This window comes from uncultured Aquimarina sp. (assembly GCF_947492115.1).
Taxonomy (GTDB): Bacteria; Bacteroidota; Bacteroidia; order Flavobacteriales; family Flavobacteriaceae; genus Aquimarina.
This window is the reverse complement of record NZ_CANLMM010000005.1, coordinates 281,252-302,946: the sequence shown is the minus strand read 5'-3', so window position 1 is coordinate 302,946 and position 21,695 is coordinate 281,252. Positions and strand designations below refer to the sequence as shown.

Sequence of the window (21,695 nt, the reverse complement as noted above, 5' to 3'; positions counted from 1 at the left end):
TAATAATTTAATTTAGAACATACTCCATTTACTTTCTAAAAATGGCAGTAGGGAACACAACCTGACTTTCAAATCCGTTTTTTCCTACAGTTGCTATTCCAAAAAAGTAATTATCAATAACAATACCATCGAGTACAAAGTTATCTACATTACCAACAAATCTACTATAATCCCAGGTAGGCGATGTAGTATCTCTCCAATATATTTTATATCCTTGGATATTAGGATCATTTGATTTTTCCCATTTAAACTTCACAGAAGGTTCCACTATTCCACCAATTTTAACTTCTGTTGGAGTTGGTGGAGCCCATGCGATGGATGCAAGATTGATTGCATTAACAGCAGTTAGTTTAGCTGCATATTCAAAGTTTACATGTTCTACTACATCTCCATATGCAATCCCATCTTCTTTTCTAATGTCTTGGTGTTGCTGAGTATAGTTTTCATGAGCCTCCATAATTCTAATTCCAGCGAATCCAGCATCATTAAAAGGACGATGATGACCACCACGACCAAATCTATCTAATCGATAGATCATCATAGGATTCATTTCTGGCATATATGTTTTGGTAGTTTTATGAATATACCGAGCCAACTGACGAGAAATTCCATCCACTTCGCCTCCATAAAAACGTCTGTTTTTAACTGTTCTTTCATTGTCAGTTAGGTTGGTTGGTTCAGAGAAAATTCTAAATGTTCTATTATCGATAACACCATCTACACCTTTGATATTACCAATCATATCATTATTCATAACTCCAACAATATCCCAATTGTTCTTTTTGGCATAGTTGGCCAATCCTTTTCCGCCAAACAGTCCTTGTTCTTCTCCAGAAAGGCCTACGTAAATAATACTACTTTCAAATTTGTATTTGGACAATACTCTTGCCGCTTCCATCGCTCCAGCCATTCCTGTTGCATTATCATTAGCGCCAGGAGCATCATCAGTAAAGTTATTTGGGTCAGAAATACGGGAATCGATATCTCCACTCATAATAATGAAGCGATTAGGGTATTTAGTTCCTCGTTGTATGGCAACTACATTTACAACCATTACATCTTTGGTAATACGTTGATTTGTTCCTTTTTTAACAAGGTCTTTTTGATAAAAAACTTCTAAACAATTATTACATGTTTTAGATATGGTTTCAAACTCAGATTTGATCCACCTTCTGGCAGCACCAATTCCTCTTGTATTGGAAACTGTATCGCTTAAGGTATGTCTGGTACCAAAACCAGCTAATGTTTTAATATCTGCTTCTATTCTTTCGCTAGAAATAGCATTGATAATATCATATATTTTTGGGTTTGTTTGTGCGCTAGCAATTATTGAAAATAAAAAAAGTGTTGAGGTAAAAAAAATCTTCATTTGTGTTAATTTGATCGCGTAATTTAAGTAAAAGCAATCATTGGGAGTGACTCCTTAACAAATTTATAAGACCTACACGATGGCGCTTTAATATGAAACATAAATGAATTGATTTATCATAGTTATCTTTTAAAATGTACAAATATGGATTTTCGAACATGTATTTATACGATGCTGTTTTCATATCTAACTTTTTGTTCATGTATAAGAGTACCATAGCAATCTGATACTAGCATTTTTCCATTCAATTGAGTTTTGAATTTTAAGAAAAATTTCATTTGTAGATTTAGCTATTAAGTTTATCTCTATTATCAAAAGATATGTAGGGTGGTTCACGATCTTCTAGATAATTAATATTGATTAGAGAAGGAGCTTCATAATCCGTAATCCACGAATATTCTACAGCAAAACGAAGAATATGTTCTTTGCCCTTCTCATTTAAAAAATAACTTTTTATACAACCTTTAGTAGTCTAATATTCTATTCTTTTTTACAACTTCTCATTCTTGCACCAAATATTGATGCCTCCGTTTTTTAGTAGTTTTTAAAATGGCTCAATATAAAATCAAACTCTTTGTCCGTTAATGAAACAATTTCTTAAATATGTAGTTGCACAGGATTTTTCATTTGACTGTAACCTCTATTCGATTCATCTTAAGAAGGTAACTTTAGCTATTTTACCATTTTCTACTTCATAGATTGCTATAACATTGGAGTAGCGATCTCCAAATCTTACATATTCTCGATCGACTACTTTATTACCAAGAACAATACGGTTTTTAATTTCACAGTATAAGTTTGGAACCTTTTCAAACATAGTTTCAAAACTTTTTTTCATGTCTGCTTTACTAGAAATGGATAGTTCATTAGGGAAGTTGTAGATCTTTATGTCATCCGAATAAGTGTCCATAAAAGCATCTATATTTCTAGCATTGTAGGCATTTACCTGCCTTTGTACAATTTGTTCTGGAGTTTCTTTTAAAAGCTCTTTAATATTCAATATTTCTCCACTTTTAATAACTTCTTCTATTGAATTTAAATTTTCAATATTTTCAACGGGATTTTTAGATAGAATAACCAAATCGGCTAATTTTCTTTCCTTAATAGATCCAATATCACCTTCTAGTCCAAAACCTAAAGCAGCATTAATTGTAGAAGCTTTTATAATATCAAAATTAGATATGTTTGATTTTTTCATAGCTTCAATCTCTTGGATGTATGAAGAAGCGTGGATTGTACCTATATTTCCAGCATCTGTTCCAGTAGCTATATTAATTCCTTTTTCAGTTAGTTTTAAAAGGTTTGTAAGCATTATGCTATCGCGAGTTCTATTTCTTTTTTCTAAGGATTTTGGATCTTTTCTTAGTTTTTTTATTCTGTCTGGAATTTCATTATCAGAAAATCTATTCATATCGGTTAATGTACCATATACTTTTGGATTTGCATAGGTTAGATCTTGTATATGATTGCTAGGGTTAGCTAGATATGCCTTGCCATAATTTTTACCAACAATTAAAGTTGGTATATATGTTACTTTATGATCTTTAAGCATTTTGATAAATTCATCATCTACAAGTTGATCATTTACACTATGCACTAAAATATCGGCACCTGCTTTTACCGCTAGTTTTGCAGTTTTTAGATTAGTTGCATGAACTGTTAATTTCAGGTTGTTTTTATGAGTTAACTCAGCAATATGAGCAACGATAGGATAGGTTTTCTCTGCAGGTAATCCATTACCTGATATATACCATATTTTGATAAAATCAGGTTTGTAAGCAATCATTTTATTAAATAGTTTCGTGGCTTCTTGTTTAGAGTTGATTTTTTCTATAGGGATGTCTTCCAGACTGGAAAAAGCTTTAGGTTGGTATGGAGAAAATAAAGGACCTGTAACATAAACATTTGGAGAAATATTATGTTTAGCAATACTATCTCGTACAGTAAAATTATAAAAAGGACCTCCAACATCCATTACCGATGTGATACCTAATTTTAGATAGCGTTTAAAATTATCGGGGATTATATCTTTTGCAAACTGTATCTCATCTTCATAAGAAAAGTTATTTGTTAGATCGATTGCATCTGGTCTGGTATATAAGCTTCCTGTTTGAAAAAAATGTATATGAGTATCAATCATACCAGGAATTAGAAACTTATCTGTTCCGTCAATAATAGAAACTTCATTATTTACTTTTATTTCGTCAGCAGTAATTTTTGATATGCGATCTTTTTCAATAAGTATATTCCTGTTTTTTTGAATTTTACCGTTTTCTACATCGATAAGATTTATGTTTTTGAGTAAAATTGATTGAGAAAAACCTGAAAAAGTCGAGCATATAACTACAATAGTGATTAAAACGAAATTTCTATTCATTAGTGATTTGTGTGATTGTTAATTTTATTAATACAAATGTCAAGTATAAAAAAATATTAGATACGTGAAAAGAAAAAATAATTCTAAATAAATATGTGTTTCCGTTTAAATCATATTTATGAATCTTATTAATTAAATTTTGATACTAAGAAATGTTATTTTGCCTTTATTATTGATGGATTCTAAAAAAAAGTAACCTTAGCTATTTTACCGTTTTCCACTTCATAGATCGCTACAGCTTTTATCTTTTTACCATTTATGAGTACTGATTCTTCGTCAATGACTTTGTTTCCATATACAATTCTATTCTTTACTTCACAGTGCAGATCTGGTGTATTTTCAAAAAAGGATGCGTACCCTTTTTTTAGATTATCTATCCCTTCATAACTTAATTTATTAGGATAGTAATACACTTTTACATTTTTTGAGTATGTTGAGGCGAAGGCGTCAATGTTTCTAGCGTTATAGGCATCTAATTGCTGCTGAACGATACGCTCTGGTGATACATCAGAAACTATGGACAGTAAAGTGCTAATGGAATTTGTAGCAATTCTTGTAATATTCCCAAGTCCTGGATCTGTAGAAGTATAAAACAAGCTCCAATTTTTATCTGTTTTTGGATTAAACTTATAAATTATATTTCCTTTAGGCATTAAAATAGTTCCATTTAGTAACCAACACATATCTTTGGCCTCTGGAATCGTATTTATAATTTTTTTCGTTTCGCCAGAGATTGGATTTAATGACTTTATTTCCCATTGTTCATTTTCTTTGCTGATATAACTGATGAGCTTTGAGTTTGGAATTTTATGTAATGATCTTCCTATTTTCTTTTGTAGAGTTGCATTCGTCTTATTTTTTAGATTAGAAACCACCAGTGACAGACTCTGATCCTCTAATACAGAGGAAACAATTATATCTTTATCATACCAAGAGTGATATCCAACTACAAGATTTTCTAATAATACCTTAGGTTTCCCAGTTTTAAAATCATACGAGTACAATAGTTGCTTGCCTGTGGTATCCAATCTAATAGCCGAAATAGCCTTTTGATTCGGGATTTTAGTAGGTGAATATTCACTTCCTTCTAAAGTATTAGAAATCCAATCAATTTTATTGTCTCTAATATTATACGCAGCTATATCAGTTTGTCCATTTCTGGTAGAAGAAAACAAAACAATATTATCGTTATAAAAAGAAGGCTGATTGTCATAGCCTGGATTGTTTGAAATATTTCTTTGATTGGTAAGCTTTAGTTCATTATTCTCTGTTGAAATGTCGAATAAATATACTTCTGTATCCGTTTGAGCTGTACTTAAAAAAAAATGGGATAGTATTACGAAAAAAAGAATGTTTCTCATGGGTTTTGTTTTCTAAAATACAGGTAAATATCAAGTATTTTCTTAAGTATTTGTTAAGAGTTATTTCCGATAATTAAGAGTTGAAAAATATCAACTTTAAAATCAAGTTTACTGTTTTCGAGAAGCGTAAAGACCAATTAGTGGACCAATTCCCAAAAAAAGGAATATATACATAGAATCCATATGGTTGACTAGATAGGAAAGTAATTGAATACTAAGAATCGTTATTGCAAAACCAATACAATTTACAATCGTAAGTCCAGTTCCTCTCAGTTCTGGAGGAGCAGCACCAGCTACCATTGTAGAAAACTGAGGAGAATCAGATATCACCACCATCCCCCAGAAACATAACAGGCCTAAAAATATTTCTACTGGTAATTGAAATAGGAGCGGAGAGATTAAGCAAAAAAGCCCAGAAATAATTAGTGAATACCGTGCCACTTTTCTACTTCCAGTTTTCAAGGAAATATAACCACCCAAAACACACGAAAAGAAACCAATAGCAATGATCGTAAATGACCAGAGGGATATTGGAATTCCTATTCTATGCTTTTCGACATAGGTTTTTAGTAGTACTGGAACAAAGCCCCAAAATGCATAAAGCTCCCACATATGACCAAAGTATCCGAAAGCAGCTTTTCTAAAACTAATAATTCCAAAAAGTTCAGTGATTACTCCTAATTGTAATTTAGAAACGGGTTTTCTATAAGGACCATTAGGAATACAAAAATAAATTAATAATCCGCCAAGTAAGGCTAGCAAACTAGTAGACTGGATTACGATTTTGTAATCGCTATTCCATGATAGTTCTTTTAATAAATGAGGAAGTGCAGTACCCATAACTAAAGCACCTACCAAATATCCTAATGCTTTTCCTAAACCATCTTTGTAATAATCGGAGGCTATTTTCATACCAACAGGATAAATGCCGGCTAGAAAAAAACCAGTTCCAAATCGTGCTGTGAGTACATTAAGAACAGTAATGTTGGGTACTAATAGAGCAATATTACAAAGCGCTCCCAAGATTGCTGAAATCATAAATACTTTTGATGGAGAAAATCGATCTACCAATGTAAAAAGGGCAAAAGTGAGCGTACCGATAATAAAACCAAATTGAACCGTTGATAAAAGATATCCTAGTATATTAAAACCTACATTAAACTGAGCTGCAAAATCATCTATAACAGCGTTTCCTGCAAACCACAAAGACGTACAGAAAAACTGGGCAATAATAATAACAGGAAGTATATAGATCTTTGGTTTCAGAATATTTATATTAAAAGTTAGTTAAGCTCTTGTAATAATTGATGAACCTGATTTGTATCTTCTACGTAAAACTTGGCAATCGTTTTTTTCAACCCTACTTTAATTGTATATGAAGAAGATGGTAATTCTTTGAACATATATTCATCTGTCCAATCATCACCTATGGCAAAAATAAAATCATAGTCTTTTTCTACAAGCATTTTGCAAGCAGATTTTCCTTTGTTGATACCACTTACTTTTATTTCTAATACCTTATCACCTTCTAAAATTTCGAGATTATGGTTAGCGATGAGGTGTTGTATTGTGGTTTTTAATTCCATAGATCTTAGTTTACCAAGATCTGGATCTACGTTTCTAAAATGCCAAGCTAACGAATAATTTTTTTCTTCGATAAGAGAACCTGGTGTTCTGTCTGTAAACGATTCTAATACAGGAGCAATAGACTCGAACCAATCGTTATTTACTCTTTCTAATAGTTCCCAATCTTTATCTACGTCTTTTAGCCAAGCTCCATGTTCGGTAATTAAGGTATAATCTTTATGACCGAACCATTTATTAAAAGTAAATTTATCTCTACCAGTTATCAATATGACTTTATTTCTTTTATCTTTTTGCAGGTTATCTAAAATATCAAATATTTTTTGGGTGGGTTTAGCATTTTCAGGAATTTTTTCAAAAGGAGCTAAAGTTCCATCATAGTCAATAAATAAAATTCGATTTTTAGAAGTTTCGAAATCTGATAATAAATCTTTCTTTAGTTCGGGAGTTAATTTCTTTAATGAGTACTTTTTAGCTGTGGTCTTAGTGTTTTCTAAAGATTCCATGAAATCTTTAGCCCATTTCTCTACATTATATCTTTTCAATCTCTTTTGTAGCGCAGTATTTCTTTTTATCTGTTCTTCTTCGGGCATCTCTAAAGCAAACTTTAGGGTGTCCGCTATTTCTTCAAAATTATTTGGATTGATAATAAGTGCTTCGCTCATCTCTTTTGAAGCACCTGTCATTTCACTTAAGATAAGAACCCCTTTTTTATCTACTCTAGAAGCGATGTATTCTTTGGCAACCAGATTCATTCCATCTCTTATAGGAGTTAGCAAAGCCACTTCACTAGAAGTATATAAATCAATTAAATTCTCAAAAGGCATCGAACGATAAAAATACCAAATAGGAGTCCAGCTTACTTCCGAGAATTTGCCATTAATTCTACCTACCAGTTGATCAATTTCATTTTTTAGTAGTTGATATTGTGGAACGTTAGATCTAGAAGGTACCGCAAGCATTACTAATCTTGCTTTTCCTCTAAATTGAGGGTATTTATCTAAGAAATATTCAAAGGCTCTTAATCTGTTGGCAATCCCTTTTGTGTAATCAAGTCTATCTATGGATAAAATGAGTTTTGCACGATCTCCATCTGCAAGGTGCTCATCTATTTTTTGTTGTATTTCAGTTTGATCCTGTTTTTCTTTTTCATTATGTAAGGTAGCGGCATCATGAAACTTTTGATAATCAATACCCATAGGGAAAGAATCTACTTTAACAATTCTGTTATCAAGCTGTACATTGTTAAAGTTAATTTCTAATCCTAAAATTCTTTGCGCGGAACTTAGAAAATGTCTTTCATAATCATACGTATGAAATCCAACTAAATCTGCTCCTAATAGTCCTTTTAGTATTTCTTTTCTGCAAGGAATTGTTCTAAATACTTCATATGAAGGAAAAGGAATATGCAAAAAGAATCCTATGGTTACATTCGGTTTCTTTTTTCGGATCATTTCGGGTAACAGTAGTAGTTGATAATCGTGTACCCAAATAGTATCATTTTCATCAAGGTTTTCGATGACGATATCCGCGAATTTTTGGTTTACCGATTGATATATATTCCAACTATCTTTTTCAAATTCGGTATATTCCATGAAATAGTGGAATAGTGGCCATAAAGTATTATTACTAAAACCATAATAAAATCCATCAATTTCTTCAGAAGTTAATGGAACTCCAACACATTGATGTTTTGTCAATGCATTTTTTACCAGAATTCTTTTATTATCGTCTAATTGTTCTTCAGTAAGACCACTCCAACCGATCCAAATACTATCACTTCCAGAATGAACAGATTTCATTCCTGTTGCTAATCCTCCAACACTTGGTATCGTATTAATGGAATTATTATCAATTTCTAATTGTAAAGGCAGTCGATTTGAGATTATGATAGTTTTACTCATAAAGCTTGGTGAAAGTTGGTTGACTAATTTTGATTGATTAAATTTCGGTTCAGCGAATAAAGGTACGTTTATTTAAAAGAACTTGAAATTATATGAATAATTTGGACTACGGAATTATTGGAAATTGTAAGAGCGCAGCTTTAATTTCAAAGAAAGGAGCTATTGATTGGTGTTGTCTTCCCAATTTTGATTCATCTTCAGTTTTTGCAAAAATTCTGGATGAAGATAAAGGAGGAACTTTCGAAATTTTAGTGAGTGATGATTATAAGGTTTCTCAGAAATATATAATTAAAACAAATATTCTGGTAACGGAATATAATAATGGAACGGATGTTTTTGAAAGTATTGATTTTATGCCGCGATATCAAAATGAAGATGGTTCTTATCATGCACCGGCAGATATCATTAGATACATTAAGTTAATTTCGGGTAAACCGACTTTTAGGGTAAATTATGATCCTAAGCTAGAATATGCAAAAGAGGATACTTACTCAAAAGTAACTGAAAATTATATTAAAAGTATCACAGATAAAGATAAGTATGATACCTTATATCTATACTCTGATCTTGATTTAGAAACCATTCTGAATTCTGAAGAAATTACATTGACTGATAACGCTTATTTTTTGATAAGTTATCACGAAAAGATTTTGAAACAATCACTAGAACTTTGTTACCTTAAACTACAAAGGACACGAGTGTATTGGATGGATTGGAGCGAAAAAACGACCTCTTATAATTTGTATAATCAGGAAATCCTAAGAAGTGCTTTAGTGCTTAAATTATTGAGTTATGAAAAGTCAGGAGCTGTATTAGCGGCTGCAACTACTTCGTTACCAGAAACTATAGGAGAGGTACGAAATTGGGATTATCGTTTCTGTTGGATTAGAGATGCTTCTATGGTAATAAAAGTAATTTCTGATCTTGGGCATAAACAAGTAGCACAACGCTTTCTAAGATTTATAATTGATATTATACCTGATAAGGATGAAAAGATTCAGATTATGTATGGAATTAATGGAGAGAAGGATCTTACAGAAAAAACACTTGATCATCTTAGTGGTTATAAAAATTCTAGTCCAGTTCGGATTGGAAATGCAGCTTTTCACCAAAAACAAAATGATATCTATGGTATCTTAATGAATGTAATTTATCAGCAATTTGTAAAATTTGATGCTGCGGTAGATGATAGCGAAAGTTTATGGACCATTAGTAAAAGTATTGTACATATTGTAAACGTAAACTGGGAAAAACCTGATAAAGGTATTTGGGAATTTAGAACAGAAGAACGACATTTTACATTTTCCAAACTACTTTGTTGGGTAGCTGTGGATAGAGCTATCAAAATAGGAGAATTAATAGGTAAAACTAACAATAATGAAAGGTGGAAAGAACTGAGAGATCGAATTTATAATGATATATATGAGAATGCCTGGAATGAAGAGGTGCAAGCGTATACACAGTCTTATGGGTCGGCTGACCTAGATGCTTCTACTTTATTAATGGAGTCCTATGGATTTATAGAAGCAAAAGATCCGAGATTTGTGAATACAGTAAAAGCTACCGAACGAGAATTATGTAATGATGGATTACTATATAGATATAAGAATAAAGATGATTTTGGATTGCCTTCCTCTTCATTTACGATCTGTAGTTTTTGGTTTATAAATAGTTTAAACAAAATAGGAGAGAAGGAAAAGGCCCGTAAAATGTTTGACCAATTATTATCCTACAGTAACCATTTAGGGTTGTTTAGTGAGGATATAGATTTTAAATCTAAAAGATTACTTGGTAATTTTCCACAAGCATACTCTCATCTAGCATTAATAGAAACTGCAGTGAATTTTTCGGAAAGCTAATAAATAGAATAGAAATACTACAAATACAAGATCTCAAATAGCATCTTGTATTTGTAGTTTATAAAAAATGTTATTCTACTAAAACAATAGTGCCAAAGATATCTGCATTGATCCAACCTTGGTTTTTATCTTCTCCTGGTACAAAAACAGAACCCATAAAGTTTTCTCTTTCTTTACTCGCATCGTTATCATTGTATGCAATGGCAAAACCTAGCTTTTGACCTTTAGATAATACAAGGGGATCATTAGTTTTCCCTTCTTCATAGGTATCATCAAATACAACCATTTCGAATTCCCAAACAGTAACATCACCATCCGTCTTGCGCTTCATTTTCACATGATTGTTGTATAACAGAGGTTTTTTACTGGCATCTAAATCTACCACATTACCATCTAATGCTACATGATATGCAAATGCATTATTATTATATTGGTGTTCACCTCCAGAATTATCAGCATCTATAAAAATTTCTACACAATCATCATCCCACCAAAGTTTTAAAGGATCTTTGTATTGATCATATAATACATCATCTTTTATTTCTACTAATATATATAGCGCTTCTGGTGTCCATGCCATTTTATAGCGTCCAAAAAAATCGTTGACATCTGGAAATTCTCCTATCCAATTTTGATCCATAGGATACCATTTGGTTTCGTTCCAAATAGGATCATTCATATCACCGTCTATATTAGGAGTAATTTCTGCCTTCTTTATATTTCTTAGCTGATGGTCTTTTTTTTCTTTTTTAGCAATTTCTGCAGGTTGTTCTGTACTATCAGCAATTGTTTTATCTGAATTATTATTTTCTTTCTTTTTGCAGGAAATGATTAAGATTAATGAAAGTAAGAAGACTATTTTTTTCACAAGATTATTATTTATAGTTATTGAATTTAAACTTAACAGAATCGGAAAGATATTAAAAACATTCACTCGTTTTCGAGGAATCTATAAAAGTTAAGATTTTGTAAAGTCGATAATCAATATTTAAATGCTCTAAGGATTGAACCGAGGATGATTAACTTAAAGGAAAGGGTGAATTCTAATCATAAAAAAAGCGGTCGTTTACTTCAAACGACCGCTTTTTGACTGACATATCAACTTGTGATACGATGGTAAGTAATTAGGACAAAAAAATTATTGTTTTACAATTTTAATTCTTTTCAGTTTTGCTCCATTAAGGGTAACCGTACAGAAATATATTCCAGATTCACGCATATCATTAGCGTTTATCTCAATAGTTTGATTTCCTTTTAAGGTACTTTCGCTATAAATTGTTTTTGTCTGACCTAAAATATTCGAAATGGATACGCTTAAGACACCGTTTTCTGGAGTATTAACACTTAAGGTTCCTCTTTCTCTTACAGGATTTGGCCACAGCGTAACGTCTGTTTCTATAATCGAACTATTTCCTTTATCAGCTTCATCAGCTAATTCCAATGCTCTTGTAGAAGGACAGTTATTCGGACAATTAGTAGACCAAGTTCCTGTTCTTTGTCCGCTACTACTTCCGGTAACAGTAAACCATCCATCTGTACCTCTAGTAAGGTCTACAGTTTGTTGACCATTTCCATTATTGAATACAACTCCGATATCATTTGCGGATACTCCGTTTGGTGTTGTAAATGTTTTTCTTGCCCAAGAAGTTCCACTTAAATTGGTCATCACATCTCCTGGCCATCCAGGCGTTCCAGCTAATGTTTGGTTTGTAGCTCTATTGAATAGATATAAGTTAGCATTAGTACCCCATCCACTACTAGGTTTTTGGAAGTTTAATGTAACATCATTAGATCCTCCTCCAGATGAGCTACAGTCAGATGGACAAGTATCAGACCACGTTCCATTGGTATACCAACCGTCTGTACTTCTGGATAAATCTCCAGTTTGATTGCTTCCATCGTTAAAGATTACTCTTATGTTACCAGCAGATACTCCAGCGGGTGGTGTTAATGTATAAGAATACCAAGGAGTACCAGAGATGTTAGTCATCTGTTGTCCTGGCCAACCAGCAGTTCCTGAAATAGTTGCATTAGCTGAAGCATCGAAGAAATATGCGTTGATTGTATTTCCCCAATTAGATGGTTTTTTGAAATTAACAGTAAAAGGAGCTACAGTTTCTCCACCACCTGTATTATCTCCACCACCTTGTGTCCAAACAGCGTAATCACTTCCAGAAGTTCTTAGAGTCCATCCACTTCCATTAGGAGACCAATTACCACTTCCTAATTTCATGGCAATAGTACCATTTCGTCCATCGATATAGGCAGCATATAAATCATTTCTTGCTTCTGCAATGTTAATAGAAGATCCAGCAAATACTCTTACATCTTTTCTAATAGCGATTAAATCTCTAATTGCATTTTGTACTCCAGCTCCAGCATCAAAGAAGTGTGTCCAGAATACCATTGGATTACCAGGGTGTGTTAAAATGTAAGCGTATCCTTTTCTTAAATTGCTTTCTCCTCCGGGAAATACAAAATTAGATCCACAACATTGTTGCGCTTCTCCAGTGTCATGATTATCTAAAAAAGTTACGGATTTTGTTGGGTTGATTCCGATCATTCCAGATGGATTACCAGAAAAGTCTCTTAGGTAAGATAAATTGTTATCTCTTAGTGCATTTTGAAGACTTACTTTAGTATTAAAATCAAATGCAGATGAAGATCCTTGTGTCCAGTTTACAAAGTTGTTGGTTTGTACTCTGCTACTTTCTAGTAATTCTCCCACTGCAAAATAAGGATTTGTAGCATCGTTGTATTCTTTGTTGTATATAGGATTATATCCATGTACGAAATCATATCTCCAACCATCGAAACCTAGATCATTTCTTAGGAAATTCATCCAGGCGATGATTTCTTGTCGTACTTCTGGATTTTCATGATCTAAATCTCTTGCAGCAGCAAATCCACCACCAGATCCATCTGCTTTTAGAGCATTACCAGGAACAAAATCACCATTGATACTAAACTCTACTGGGAAGTTTACAAAATTTCTACCTTCATCATCGGCAGTAATAAAATAAGTTGGCCAAGCAGGATTGGTAAAAGTAACGGCGTCATTGCTACCAACTCTATGGTTGATTACAATATCACTAATTACTCTTACATCCTGAGAGTGATACTGGTTGATTAGATTTCTCAATTGTGCTTCTGTACCGTAGGCACTGTTAAAATTATAAAGTTCCCTTGGAAGGTATCCCTGTGGCGCTGCTGAGTTACTTGGAGGCGGCATCCATATTAGATCAATACCAGCATCGCTAATCGTACTACTTACACTGGTTACTACATCATACCAAGTTTGACCAGCAGGTTGGTTTTGAACATTCCAGTCAAAGGCTTGGAACATAACGTCTTCATCTTGTGCTTGCATCTGCATAAGCGGGAAGCAACATAAGAAGCTTACTAAAATTTTAAAAAGGGTTTTTCTTTTCATTTCATAAGATTTTTTGTGTTCTTTAATGAGAACGGAGGTTTTAAATACGTAAGTAAATTTGTGTTTTTCTCAAATTTTCGCTGTCGGAAAAAAGAGCCTGAAGAGATTAATAATAAGCTGGTCGTATGTATTTGAAATAGGAATAATCGTAACACTGATTTACGTTACACCATTTTAAAGAATTTTTAAACTAATAGTCTTTTGGTAATTATTCGACTGATGACATATTAGTTATAACGACAAGTAATAAGTAATTTTTTCTCGGCAATCTTTATTTTAGAAATTTATTCTTGTATTCCTGACTGAATATTTAAAAGAAAAGTTTGTTTAATTAGAGTAGCTCAAACAATTTAGAAATTTTCGGAGGAGGTGAAATTGTTTTCATAATTCGTAAATTTTAGTTTGTAAAAGTGTTTCTTGTGTTAAATTTCCACTAAGTTATTACGAAATATTCAATTTTTGAGTTTCTAAAAGTTACTACAACGTTTTCGTGTTGATAAATTCTTACTATTTCACATAATATGTTGAGAAACAAGCTATAATTAACAATTTTTTATAGTATTTCGGTAATTTTTAGGATTTTGCCAGTACACGCTACTTTTTGTTGTATCCATCATATCTTCTAGAAATCATCGGTTTAGAATTTTTTAGGTTTACTTTTAAAGACTGTCTTTACGTTATAATAGATTAATGTTTTCATAATATTTTCTTTGTCTTCAAAGAATTTTACTAGGGTATCTTTAAGGAACCAACTTAAATATATTTTATTATGAAAATTCATTTTAGATTTTACGGATTATTTTTTTTATTCCTTTTGGCGTTATTTTCTTGCGATAAACAAGAAGATATTCAAACAAAAGAAGTGCTTGGTCTAGAAGTGCACCAAGAAGACCATTTAGAAGGAAATAAAGAAATAAATGGCTTTCAGATTGGTTATAAGGTAACCAGTAAGGATTTGAATTACTATCAGGTTAAAGTTTCTATTAATGATGTAAGAATTACAGCTTCGATAGATTACAGCAACGAGTTTATTGAAATTGACGGAAAAAATGTAATACTTTCTACCAAAGAAAAAGAAACGCTATTGATGTTAGGAGAAGAGTTATCAATGTATTTATTTAAAGATGGTTCTGTAGATAATTTTACAATGGCGGAGTATACCTTATTACGATTATTAGAGTATTGGGCGAAATCACCGAATAATTATCGTTACGAGAAAATCGTAATAAAAGGTTCTCAAACAAATTTGTCGAAAGGTAATGATGAAGGTATTACCTGTATCAGAAAGAACACCTATGTTACAGCCGAATATGATGATAACAATGGACAATCCTTTAGTGATCGAAAACTAGTTAATGGAGATCGTTGTTTAGGTCGCTGTGGATCTGGATGTCCAGGAATTTTTACTATTGCCAGTGCTTGGACTAAAGATTGTTTAGATCATGATCAATGTGGAAGAGTGCTCGGAGGAAGTACGAATCCTTTTGATAGAAATTGTGGAGATGAGTATGGGCAAGCTGCTGATGACTTCCTTTTTGGTGTGATCCGTGGTTGTAGAGGGTAATTATATAATTATAACCAATAAAAAACCGCCTTTCCCCAACAGAAAGGCGGTCTATTAAATCAAAATTAAACAACTTTCCTAGTTTTAATCCTTAGGATAGGATATATTAAAATTATTATTAGAAGCAGTATCCGTTTTCTGCTGCTACTTTATCTGCAATTTTAGTTCTTAATGCAACAACATTTGGCTGGTTTGCATATTTAGTAAAACGCTTAAGTCCCATAAGCATCATACGCTGCTCATCACCTTCAGCAAAAGAAACGATCGCTTCTTTTCCTTTCTTGATAATAATGTCTACGGCATTGTATAAATATAATTGAGACATAGCGATCTGGATTTCCTGAGAATCTTCTCCAAAACGTTTTGCATTTTTCTCTGTACGTAAGATCGTAGATTCAGCCATATAGATTTCGATAAGAATATCTGAAGCAGCCATCAATAATTGTTGGTGCTCTTCTAATTGTGGACCGAATTTCTGAACAGCAGATCCTGCTACCATTAAGAATACTTTCTTAAGTTTAGCAAGAATTTCTTTTTCTTCAGAAAATAATACAGAATAATCTGGAGTATCGAAAGAAGGAATTCCTGTTAGTTCATCAGCAACTTTCATTGCTGGCCCTAAAAGATCTACATGTCCTTTCATTGCTTTCTTCACTAACATTCCCACGGCTAACATTCTGTTGATTTCGTTAGTACCTTCATAGATACGAGAAATACGAGCATCTCTCCAAGCAGATTCCATAGGCGTGTCTGCAGAGAATCCCATTCCTCCAAAAATCTGGATACCTTCATCGGTAGTATTCTGAACGTCTTCAGAAACTGCTACTTTCAAAATAGAACACTCAATTGCATATTCTTCAACTCCTTTTAATTCAGCTTCCTGATGCGTATTTCCTTCCGCTTGACGAATAGCAATTCTATCTTCGATATTTTTAGCAGCTCTATAAGAAGCAGATTCATCAGCATACGTATTCGTTGCCATTTCAGCAATCTTAGCTTTGATCGCTCCAAAGTTCATAATTGGAGTTTTAAATTGAATACGCTCATTAGCATATTTTGTAGCTTCACCAATTACTCTACGTTGTGCATCCAAACAAGCAGCTGCTAATTTGATACGCCCAACATTTAAGGCATTCATTGCAATTTTAAATCCGTTTCCTCTTTCAGATAGCATATTCTCTACAGGAACTTTAGTGTCACTAAAGAATACCTGACGAGTAGAAGAGGAGTGGATTCCTAATTTCTTCTCTTCATCTCCAAGAGAAATTCCATTAGAAGGATCATTTTCTACGATAAATCCTGTGATGTTTTTATCATCTCCGATACGAGCAAATACAATAAATACATTACAGAATCCGGCATTAGAGATCCACATTTTTTGACCAGAAATCAGGTAATGTGATCCATCTTCTGATAATACGGCTTTTGTTTTACCAGAGTTTGCATCAGAACCAGCACCTGGCTCTGTAAGACAGTACGCTCCAAACCACTCACCAGAAGCTAATTTAGGAACATATTTTTGTTTTTGTTCTTCATTACCATATAATGTAATTGGCATAGTACCAATACCAGTATGTGCTCCAAATGCAGTACTAAACGATCCTGTAGCACCAGAAATGTAATCACATACTAACATCGTAGAAACAAATCCCATTCCTAGTCCACCATACGCTTCAGGAACTGCTACACCAAGAAGACCAAGCTCACCAGCTTTCTTCATACATTCCTCTGTAAAAGCATAATCTTTTGATTCAAATCTTTCCCAGTGTGCCCAAAGTTCGCGATCAACGAATTCTTTAGTACTATCACGCATCATCTTTTGCTCTTCAGAAAAATCTTCTGGAGTAAATACATCTTCAGCTTTCGTTTCTTTAACAAGGAATTGTCCTCCTCTAAGAATGTCTTTATTTAAAGTTTCTGTACTCATTTTATTAGTGTTATTTCTTTATTCTAGTTTTTTTTAATTCAAAAATTCAAAAATACCTGCAGCACCTTGTCCGGTTCCAACACACATGGTTACCATTCCGTATTTTCCTTTCATATCACGTTTACGCATTTCATCAAATAGCTGCACGGATAGTTTTGCTCCAGTACATCCAAGCGGATGTCCTAATGCGATAGCTCCTCCGTTTACGTTTACTATATCCTGATTGATATTAAGTTCGCGCATAACCGCTAAAGATTGTGATGCAAATGCTTCGTTAAGTTCAATAAGTTCTATATCGTCTTGCTTAAGACCTGCTTGTTTTAATGCTTTAGGAATAGCTTTTACAGGACCAATACCCATAATTCTTGGTTCTACACCTGCAGCAGCATAGTTTACTAATCTAGCAATTGGTTCTAGATTAAGTTCTTTTACCATGTCTTCACTCATTACCATTACAAAAGCAGCACCATCACTCATCTGTGAAGAGTTTCCAGCGGTAACACTACCACCAGCAGCAAAAACAGGACGTAGTTTACCTAACACTTCTTTGCTAGTTCCAGCACGTGGTCCTTCGTCTTTAGTTACAGTATATGATTTAGATGCCTTTTTACCATTTTCGTCAACATAAATTTGCTCTACATTGATTGGAACGATTTGATCTTGGAAACGATTTTCTGCTTGTGCTTTTAAAGCTTTCATATGAGAATTGTAAGCGAACTCATCTTGATCTTCTCTAGAAACATTAAACTGATTTGCAACAGCTTCGGCTGTATTTCCCATTCCCCAGTAATAATCTTCATGACCAGATTTTGCTAAATCATAGTTTAATTCAGTCTTATATCCTGTCATTGGAACAGAACTCATACTTTCTGCACCTCCTGCAATAATACAGTCTGCCATTCCGGCTTGTATTTTTGCAGTAGCCATACCAATAGTTTCTATTCCTGAAGAACAAAATCTATTTACAGTTACTCCTGGTACATCTATAGATTCTAATCCCATTAATGAAATTAAACGTGCCATGTTTAATCCTTGTGATCCTTCTGGCATCGCATTTCCTACGATAACATCGTCGATACGACTTTTATCTAGTTGAGGAAGTTCTTTCATCATGTGCTGAATTGTTTCAGCGGCTAACTCATCAGTTCTTTTAAATCTGAACACTCCGCGAGGTGCTTTTCCTACGGCTGTTCTATATGCTTTTACTATATATGCGGTTTTCATTTCTTTATGGATTTTTAGATTATTTGATTTTTAGATTGATTGGATAGTTGATAACCTTGCAATCTTGTAATCTAATTACTTAATGCTAGTTTCTTAAAGGTTTACCTTTTTTAAGCATGTGTTCTATACGCTCTAACGTTTTGCGTTCTGTACATAATGATAAGAAAGCTTCACGTTCTAGATCTAACAAATATTGTTCTGTCACGAAAGTTGGTTCGGATAAATCTCCACCAGCCATTACGTATCCTAGTTTATTTGCTATTTTATGATCATGTTCTGAGATGTATTTACTAGCTTCCATAGAATCTGTACCTACTAAGAACATTCCTAGTGCTTGTTTACCAAGTACTTTTACATCTTTTCTTTTCACTGGCTGTGTATATCCTTGCTCAGCCATTAATTTAGCATATGCTTTAGCAGTAGCAATCTGACGATCTTTATTAACTACTACGATATCTTTTCCTTTTTGAAGAAGATTAGTATCAAATGCTTCGTAAGCAGAAGTCGACACTTTTGCCATTCCAATAGTTAAGAAGTGCTCCTGCAGAACATTTAGCTCTACATCATCTTTTCTAAAAAGATCCGATGCTCTTAGTGCCATCTCCTTGGATCCACCACCACCAGGAATTACACCAACTCCGAATTCTACTAATCCCATATAGGTTTCTGCTGCAGCCACAACTTTATCGGCATGAAGTGAAATTTCACATCCACCACCTAATGCCATTCCGTGAGGAGCAACTACTGTTGGGATAGCTGAGTAACGCATACGCATCATAGAATCTTGGAAGTATTTTACTGCCATATTCAATTCGTCATATTCTTGCTCAACAGCCATCATAAAGATCATTCCAATGTTAGCTCCTACTGAGAAATTAGCTGCTTGATTACCAACTACTAATCCTTGGAAATCCTTTTCAGCAATATCGATAGCTTTATTTAATCCAGCAAGCACATCTCCACCGATAGTGTTCATCTTACTTTGGAATTCTACGTTTAGGATTCCATCTCCAAGATCTTCAACTACAACACCACTGTTTTTGAAAACTTCTGTGGATTTACGGATATTATCTAAGATGATAAATGCATCTTGTCCTGGAACTTTTACTTGTTCTTTTTTAGGAATATCATAGTAATAAGTAGCACCTTCTTTTACGGTATAGAAAGAAGTACTTCCTGAAGCGATCATATCATTTACCCAAGCAGCTGGCTCATATCCTTCTGCCTTCATCATTTCGATTCCTTTTTCAACGCCTACAGCATCCCAGATCTGGAAAGGTCCATGTTCCCAACCAAAACCAGCTTTCATAGCGTCATCAATCTTATAAAGGTCATCTGTGATTTCAGGAATACGATTAGATACATAAGCAAAAAGAGCGGCTAAGTTTTTACGATAAAACTCTCCAGCTTTATCCTTTCCTGCTACTAATACTTTAAAACGATCTACTACTTTATCAATAGTTTTGGTCATTTCTAAAGTAGCAAATGACGCTCTTTTCTTTTCTCTATATTCTAAAGTGTCAAGATCTAAAGAAAGGATATCCTTTTTTCCTTCTGGAGAAACGTGCTTTTTATAGAACCCTTGTCCTGTTTTGCTTCCTAACCATTTATTTTCCATCATGGTATTGATGAAATCAGGAAGTTTAAATAATTCATGGCGTTCATCATCCGGGCAGTTATCAGCAATACCATTTGCCACGTGAACTAAGGTGTCTAAACCAACCACATCTACAGTTCTAAAAGTTGCAGATTTTGGGCGACCTATTACAGGACCTGTTAATTTGTCTACTTCTTCTATAGTTAATCCCATCTCTTTTACCATATGGAATAAACTCATGATACTAAAGATACCAATACGGTTACCGATAAAAGCAGGTGTATCTTTTGCTACAACTGAAGTTTTACCCAAGTATTGCTCTCCATATCCATTTAAGAACTCAAGTACTTCAGATGAAGTGTTTGGTCCAGGAATGATTTCGAATAATTTTAGGTATCTAGCCGGGTTAAAGAAGTGCGTTCCACAAAAATGCTTTTGAAAATCTTCACTTCTTCCTTCATTCATAAATTTAATTGGAATACCAGAAGTATTAGAAGTAATTAAGGTTCCTGGTGTTCTATACTTTTCTAAATTTTCAAAAACTTGTTTCTTAATATCAAGTCTTTCTACGACAACCTCGATGATCCAGTCTACATCAGCTACTTTTGCGATATCGTCTTCCAGATTTCCAGTAGTGATACGAGCAGCAAATTTTTGACTGTATATTGGTGAAGGTTTGGATTTAAGAGCGGCAGTTAGTGAATCATTTACTAACCTGTTACGAACCACTTTACTTTCTAGTGTAAGGCCTTTTGCCTTTTCTTTGTCGTTTAATTCTCTTGGTACGATATCTAATAATAGTACTTCGACACCGATATTGGCGAAATGACACGCAATACCTGAGCCCATTATTCCTGAACCAACGACTGCAACTTTTTTAATGACTCTTTTCATTTTTTTTAACTTCTGGTTGTTAAGATGTTATAGATTCTTTATTCGTGTAAATTTTCTTTGTAGCTATGAGATCATTAATCATTTGAAAAACCTCTAAGAAAGTATCAAGTTTCTCTTTTGGAACATGCTTTCGTACAGCATGATCGAAAGTAAATACTACGTCTTTAGAAAAGTTTCTCATTTCTAATCCAAAAGGAGTTAGATAAATTAATACGCCACGTCCATCTTGAGGATTTTTCTTTCTGAAGATCAATCCTTTTTCTTCCATGGTTTTCAAAGTTCTTGATAGACTAGTGGCTTCCATACCCATTTTTGGGCCTAAAGAAGTAGATGGTGTTCCATTTTCGGGATCAATGCTTATTAAAGCAAATCCGGTTGCCATAGTACTTCCTTTTTTACTTGCTTCCTCGTTGTACATCTTGGCTACAGCCATCCATGTAGCGCGGAGTGCATAATCAATTGTTTTTTCTCTCATTCAGAAAATTTGTTATGCTGTAAAGGTAAGAAAAATTTATTATGCACGCATAATAAATTGGATAAAAAATTACAAAAAGAGCAAGTAATTTACATTTTTCTGATGAATTAATAAAAAAACTCCCCAT

General features: G+C 33.5%; 13 protein-coding genes. 2 read left to right on the top strand and 11 right to left on the bottom strand.

From position 1 onward, the window contains the following. Positions 1–28 precede the first annotated feature (28 nt). The 5 genes from Q1A73_RS16785 to Q1A73_RS16765 form a co-directional block, all read right to left on the bottom strand. Complete coding sequence (locus tag Q1A73_RS16785) at positions 29–1,369, bottom strand: M28 family peptidase (RefSeq protein WP_299607653.1); 1,341 nt, start codon at positions 1,367–1,369, stop codon at positions 29–31. 649 nt (positions 1,370–2,018) lie between these two features. Further along, on the bottom strand, positions 2,019–3,746 hold the full coding sequence (locus tag Q1A73_RS16780; protein WP_299607650.1) for an amidohydrolase family protein: 1,728 nt from the start codon (positions 3,744–3,746) through the stop codon (positions 2,019–2,021). Positions 3,747–3,928: 182 nt separating this feature from the next. Beyond that, positions 3,929–5,107 carry a nuclear transport factor 2 family protein gene (locus Q1A73_RS16775; protein WP_299607647.1) on the bottom strand — a complete coding sequence of 393 codons (1,179 nt, stop codon included), beginning with the start codon at positions 5,105–5,107 and terminating at the stop codon, positions 3,929–3,931. Positions 5,108–5,215: 108 nt separating this feature from the next. After that, a complete protein-coding gene (locus Q1A73_RS16770) occupies positions 5,216–6,337 on the bottom strand; it encodes an MFS transporter (RefSeq protein WP_366141466.1) in 1,122 nt (373 codons plus the stop codon). A gap of 53 nt (positions 6,338–6,390) precedes the next feature. Continuing rightward, complete coding sequence (locus tag Q1A73_RS16765; protein ID WP_299607644.1) at positions 6,391–8,595, bottom strand: bifunctional alpha,alpha-trehalose-phosphate synthase (UDP-forming)/trehalose-phosphatase; 2,205 nt, start codon at positions 8,593–8,595, stop codon at positions 6,391–6,393. Positions 8,596–8,687: 92 nt separating this feature from the next. Here Q1A73_RS16765 and Q1A73_RS16760 point away from each other — a divergent pair, with 92 nt between their 5' ends. After that, a complete protein-coding gene (locus tag Q1A73_RS16760) occupies positions 8,688–10,454 on the top strand; it encodes a glycoside hydrolase family 15 protein (RefSeq protein ID WP_299607641.1) in 1,767 nt (588 codons plus the stop codon). 70 nt (positions 10,455–10,524) lie between these two features. On the opposite strand, the gene Q1A73_RS16755 is transcribed toward Q1A73_RS16760, so the two are convergent. Then, positions 10,525–11,322 carry a sugar-binding protein gene (locus Q1A73_RS16755; RefSeq protein ID WP_299607639.1) on the bottom strand — a complete coding sequence of 266 codons (798 nt, stop codon included), beginning with the start codon at positions 11,320–11,322 and terminating at the stop codon, positions 10,525–10,527. Between the two features lie 270 nt (positions 11,323–11,592). Beyond that, on the bottom strand, positions 11,593–13,887 hold the full coding sequence (locus Q1A73_RS16750) for a starch-binding protein (protein WP_299607636.1): 2,295 nt from the start codon (positions 13,885–13,887) through the stop codon (positions 11,593–11,595). A gap of 769 nt (positions 13,888–14,656) precedes the next feature. On the opposite strand from Q1A73_RS16750, the gene Q1A73_RS16745 reads away from it, so the two are divergent. Next, entirely contained in the window at positions 14,657–15,451 is a 795-nt protein-coding gene (locus Q1A73_RS16745; RefSeq protein WP_299607634.1) for a hypothetical protein, read from the top strand. Positions 15,452–15,569: 118 nt separating this feature from the next. Here Q1A73_RS16745 and Q1A73_RS16740 read toward each other — a convergent pair whose 3' ends face one another. From Q1A73_RS16740 to Q1A73_RS16725, 4 genes are all read right to left on the bottom strand, one after another. Continuing rightward, positions 15,570–17,378 (bottom strand): acyl-CoA dehydrogenase family protein, encoded by a 1,809-nt coding sequence (locus tag Q1A73_RS16740; RefSeq protein WP_299607632.1) that lies wholly within the window; start codon positions 17,376–17,378, stop codon positions 15,570–15,572. A gap of 33 nt (positions 17,379–17,411) precedes the next feature. Next, positions 17,412–18,602 (bottom strand): acetyl-CoA C-acyltransferase, encoded by a 1,191-nt coding sequence (locus Q1A73_RS16735; RefSeq protein WP_219008089.1) that lies wholly within the window; start codon positions 18,600–18,602, stop codon positions 17,412–17,414. A gap of 85 nt (positions 18,603–18,687) precedes the next feature. Beyond that, positions 18,688–21,093, bottom strand: a complete 2,406-nt coding sequence (locus Q1A73_RS16730) for a 3-hydroxyacyl-CoA dehydrogenase/enoyl-CoA hydratase family protein (RefSeq protein WP_299607629.1) — start codon at positions 21,091–21,093, stop codon at positions 18,688–18,690. 19 nt (positions 21,094–21,112) lie between these two features. Further along, positions 21,113–21,568 (bottom strand): MarR family transcriptional regulator, encoded by a 456-nt coding sequence (locus Q1A73_RS16725; protein ID WP_299607627.1) that lies wholly within the window; start codon positions 21,566–21,568, stop codon positions 21,113–21,115. Positions 21,569–21,695: the final 127 nt, after the last annotated feature.

Excerpts from the sequence above, each read along its gene's own strand:
- Q1A73_RS16760 (WP_299607641.1), top strand. The coding sequence starts at position 8,688 with ATGAATAATTTGGACTACGGAATTATTGGAAATTGTAAGAGCGCAGCT.
- Q1A73_RS16750 (WP_299607636.1), bottom strand. The coding sequence starts at position 13,887 with ATGAAAAGAAAAACCCTTTTTAAAATTTTAGTAAGCTTCTTATGTTGC.
- Q1A73_RS16765 (WP_299607644.1), bottom strand. The coding sequence starts at position 8,595 with ATGAGTAAAACTATCATAATCTCAAATCGACTGCCTTTACAATTAGAA.
- Q1A73_RS16780 (WP_299607650.1), bottom strand. The coding sequence starts at position 3,746 with ATGAATAGAAATTTCGTTTTAATCACTATTGTAGTTATATGCTCGACT.
- Q1A73_RS16740 (WP_299607632.1), bottom strand. The coding sequence starts at position 17,378 with ATGAGTACAGAAACTTTAAATAAAGACATTCTTAGAGGAGGACAATTC.
- Q1A73_RS16745 (WP_299607634.1), top strand. The coding sequence starts at position 14,657 with ATGAAAATTCATTTTAGATTTTACGGATTATTTTTTTTATTCCTTTTG.
- Q1A73_RS16725 (WP_299607627.1), bottom strand. The coding sequence starts at position 21,568 with ATGAGAGAAAAAACAATTGATTATGCACTCCGCGCTACATGGATGGCT.
- Q1A73_RS16785 (WP_299607653.1), bottom strand. The coding sequence starts at position 1,369 with ATGAAGATTTTTTTTACCTCAACACTTTTTTTATTTTCAATAATTGCT.
- Q1A73_RS16730 (WP_299607629.1), bottom strand. The coding sequence starts at position 21,093 with ATGAAAAGAGTCATTAAAAAAGTTGCAGTCGTTGGTTCAGGAATAATG.
- Q1A73_RS16775 (WP_299607647.1), bottom strand. The coding sequence starts at position 5,107 with ATGAGAAACATTCTTTTTTTCGTAATACTATCCCATTTTTTTTTAAGT.
- Q1A73_RS16735 (WP_219008089.1), bottom strand. The coding sequence starts at position 18,602 with ATGAAAACCGCATATATAGTAAAAGCATATAGAACAGCCGTAGGAAAA.